Consider the following 4,310-nt stretch of genomic DNA (forward strand, 5'->3'; position numbering starts at 1 on the left):
ACTTGGTTGCATCCCGACAATTTTTGTGGTATCCTAAGATTTAGCTGGGGTTGTTCGTCTATAGTTATGACTTTTTATTCAACCAACGTTTGAGGAATTTTCCCTGCAAACAATACCAGAAATATTTTCATCCTCTAAAGGTTCCTGTTAATACTTGTTTTTTTCTGCTCAAATCTTTCCATTCATCGTCGGTGAAAAGCCACAAAGATTTTCATTTTAGAAAGCTCCTGAAAAAAATCGGCGCGTCAAAAGAAACTTGGTTGCATCCCGACAATTTTTGTGGTATCCTAAGATTTAGCTGGGGTTGTTCGTCCATACTTATGACTTTTTATTCAACAAAAAAATATAGGGGTTGCCAATAGACCCTCAAAAGATTGACAGATAAAAGTCTTAGCCTTTTTAGATATTGAACAAGTACCTACTTCTTTGTCAACTTTGATCTCAACGAATGTTGCGGGTTTACACATAGTATGTTAGAATGTAAATGTTCAATATTAGTCAGTAAATGGTTGAAAAGGCGTACAAATTTAGATTTTACCCAACTCCAGAGCAGGAAAGTCTGTTGCGGAGAACTTTGGGATGTGTACGACTTATCTACAACAAAGCTTTAGCAGCTAGAACTACTGCCTGGTATGAGAATAAAGAGGGAGTCAGTTACAAGCAAACTTCAGCTATGTTAACTTCCTGGAAAAAGCAGGAAGACCTGGATTTTCTGACTGAAGTCAGCAGTGTACCCTTGCAGCAAAGTTTAAGACATCTAAAGACTGCTTTCACCAACTTTTTTAGTGGACGGGCTAAATACCCTAATTTTAAGAAAAAGCGGAATGGTGGCAGTGCTGAGTTTACGAAGGCAGCTTTCAAGTGGAAAGATGGTCAAGTATATCTAGCTAAATGTGCAGAACCACTACCTATCAGATGGAGTAGGCAACTACCACCAGGTTGTGTACCTAGCACAATTACTGTCAAACTTGAACCCTCTGGCAGATGGTCTGTGTCTTTGAGAGTTAATGATACTAGAGATTTAAAACTCAAGCCTCCTGCCAAGCAAGTTGGAATTGATTTAGGTATCACCAGCCTTTTAACTACCAGTGATGGAGAAAAAGTTGCCAACCCAAAAAATCTTCAAAAGTTACATAAAAAACTGAGGTTAGCCCAGAAATCCCTAGACAGAAAACCCGACAAAAAGTCTAATAACTATCAAAAAGCCAGGCTGAAAGTCACCAAGATACACGCAAAAATCAAAGACTCTAGGCTTGATTATACCCACAAGCTGACAACTCGACTAATTAGAGAAAACCAAACTATTGTAGTTGAGGATCTGGCAGTAAAAAACATGGTCAAGAATCACAAATTAGCTAGAGCTATTAGTGATGCCAACTGGGGAGAATTAGTTAGGCAATTAGAGTACAAAGCTGATTGGTATGGACGGGAATTAATCAAAATTGACCGATATTTTCCTAGTTCTAAGCGTTGCTCTAACTGTGGTCATATAGTAGAAAAATTACCTCTAAATATTAGAGAGTGGGATTGTCCTGAATGTGGTAGCCACCATGACAGGGACATAAACGCTGCAATAAATATTTTGGCTGCTGGACTAGCAGTGTCAGTCTGTGGAGCGACCGTAAGACCTTCTGGGAGTAAATCCCGGAAGGCGGGTGCATTGAAGCAGAAAGCCCCTATCAGTGATGCTAGGGAATCCCGCGCTGTCTCGTGAGAGCAGCGTCGGGAGGATGTCAAGTTAAGAAAGATACTGATAACTGATAACAGAAATGACAACTCCTTCCTCTATCACAGTTACCGTCCCCGCAACTACCGCAAACTTAGGCCCAGGTTTCGACTGCCTCGGTGCCGCCCTATCCTTATATAACCGCTTCAAATTCTCTATTGCGGATAGCGCAACAGAGCTAAAAATTACCGTCACAGGCAAAGAAGCTCCACGAGTCAACACAGATAAAAGCAATCTTGCCTATCAAGCATTTGTAAAATTATATGAAAATATCAATCAAAATCCCCCATCTGTGCTAGTAGAAATAGACTTAGGCGTACCCTTAGCCAGAGGATTAGGAAGTTCCGCCACCGCAATAGTCGGAGGTCTAGTCGGGGCAAATCAATTAGCAGGTAATCCCTTAAGGCAAACAGAAGTGATGAACTTAGCGATCGCCATTGAAGGACATCCAGATAATGTTGTACCTGCCTTACTAGGGGGTTGTCGTTTAACCGCTTCTACCCCCACAGGTTGGGAAATATGCGATATTCCCTGGCATCCCGATATTGTGCCAGTAGTAGCAATACCTGACTTTGAACTTTCAACGGCAGAAGCGCGACAAGTTCTACCAAAAGAATACAGTCGCGCTGATGCTATATTTAATTCCGCTCATTTAGGGATTTTGTTAAGAGGATTAGAAACTGGTCGCCGAGAGTGTTTGGAAGCTGGAATGCAAGATAAAATTCACCAACCCTACCGTAAATCTTTAATTAAAGGATATGAGTCTGTCCGTTCTGCTGCCTTAAATGCTGGTGCTTATGAAATGGTAATTAGTGGTGCAGGTCCGACTTTATTAGCACTGACAAATTCATCCACAAGTTCAAAAGTAGTAACAGCAATGACTGAAGCTTGGAAAAATCAGGGAGTAGTTACAGAAGTACAAGCTTTGGAAATTGATACAACAGGAGCAATTTGTAGCTAGTAGCGGCAGGTTTTAGAGAAAATTTTCATGCTTACCCTACAGCAGTTTTCATTTGAGTAGACCACAGTAGGGATGTTCCATGGAACGTCCCTACAAGGTTTTGGTTGTGAAGATGTGGTTTATCGATCTGAAAAGCGCTGTAAGATTGAGTAAACCCGCCCTCATGTACACCCAAATGTAACAATAGTAGGGGCGGGTTATTAGTCGAAAAATTCATGCTTGCCCTAGTATTGATAAACCCCCCCGAACGGATGTCACCCCTTGAGTTCAGTATCTCAGTCATCAGAGTTATTACTTTTGCTTTTTACGACGAGATAAGAACATTCCACCTGCAACTATACCTAAACCAGCTAAAGTTGCAGGTTCTGGAGTTGACTTAACAACTGTTGCCCTGAAAGTGAAGTCCTGATAGTCTTTGTCGTCGTCATTGCCAGCATCATCAAAACTCAGAGCTACCCAACCACCAAATGGATCTCCCTCTGTATACAGAGAAGCATTAAATCCAGCTTTTTCGCTTCCACCTGTTGAGCCAAACACTGCCCGCTGCATTCCATCTGGATTTAAACCAGTTGTAGAATACACTGTTGGATAATATGGATTTTCTATTTCCTTATTTTGCCAGTACCCATAATTCTCTACCCCTAAAGTATATGTCTTACCTCCTTCAAAAGTAAAACGACCTGGAGAACCTACTACAGCATTTCCCGCAGTACCCAGAGGGTCTGAACCTGGAGCAGATGTTGGTCCAGCTGCATCATCAGAAGCCTTGTATTCTTCAAAGAGCAATTCTCCACCCAACAAACGATCTACTATTCCATCGTTATCCACATCTATTGCTTCATAAACTCTTAAATCTGACTTGTAACCTCCGTATGTTTGTAACAATTCAAATTCCAAAGTAGTATCTTCATAGAACATAATACCATTAGTTCCAAAAGAGAAAGCTTGAGCGGGCATTGCGGAAACTACACCACCAGCGATCGCTGTCAATAAGATAGATAATTTAGTCTTCATTGTTATTACTCCTAATTAAATATTGTATTGGTTATTTTGTAAGCTTTGAGCCAAAAAAACCAAGTTAGGGGACTGACTTGCAGTAAGTTATCTAAAACAAATTATTTATAGGAACTTTAGTAAGAATAAAATCAAGCTATTTAAGCTATTTTTATTGTTTCCTTTTGTTCGCTTAAATCTACTATAACCCCATTCTTATCAAAAATCATGTGTTTTGAATCACAAATATAAATCTTTTCTATTTCTTTAATAACTAGATTAAATATCAATATTTATACGAATTAATCAACCAAAAAAGCACAAACAAACATCAGTAAAATCACTAGGTTTTGGCCAAAAATATAATTGAATAAATTGATAAAATTGTAAATATCAGTGAATCTACTATTTTTTTTAGATTCATCTTTTTTATTTGAGTGAAAACACTGAATTTTATATCAGTAAAATCATCATCAATATCTAAAAATCTGATAGACTCAAGCAAAACTTATAGCCATACATTTTTGTAGATCGAGTTCTACAGAATTTAGCCCTTAATCTGCTTTGAAGAGTTTTACAGCGCTTTTCACATGGGTGAACCACAAAAGTGTAAAATGTAACTCAAGACAA

Annotated in this window: 3 protein-coding genes; 2 read left to right on the forward strand and 1 reads right to left on the reverse strand. The window is 39.1% G+C overall.

All coding sequences use genetic code 11. The features are described from left to right. Positions 1–505 precede the first annotated feature (505 nt). Both ACP6PK_RS08050 and thrB read left to right on the forward strand, forming a co-directional pair. Positions 506–1,714, forward strand: coding sequence for an RNA-guided endonuclease InsQ/TnpB family protein (locus ACP6PK_RS08050; protein WP_426559161.1), 1,209 nt, complete (start codon positions 506–508; stop codon positions 1,712–1,714). 55 nt (positions 1,715–1,769) lie between these two features. After that, the gene (gene thrB, locus ACP6PK_RS08055) at positions 1,770–2,687 is read left to right on the forward strand and encodes a homoserine kinase (RefSeq protein ID WP_426559162.1); all 918 of its coding nucleotides are present in this window, start codon (positions 1,770–1,772) and stop codon (positions 2,685–2,687) included. 291 nt (positions 2,688–2,978) lie between these two features. On the opposite strand, the gene ACP6PK_RS08060 is transcribed toward thrB, so the two are convergent. Then, positions 2,979–3,701, reverse strand: coding sequence for a PEP-CTERM sorting domain-containing protein (locus ACP6PK_RS08060; protein ID WP_426559163.1), 723 nt, complete (start codon positions 3,699–3,701; stop codon positions 2,979–2,981). Between the last annotated feature and the right edge of the window lie 609 nt (positions 3,702–4,310).

Source organism: Dapis hubbardiae BLCC-M172 (genome assembly GCF_050016015.1).
In the GTDB taxonomy this organism is placed as follows: Bacteria; Cyanobacteriota; Cyanobacteriia; order Cyanobacteriales; family Microcoleaceae; genus Trichodesmium.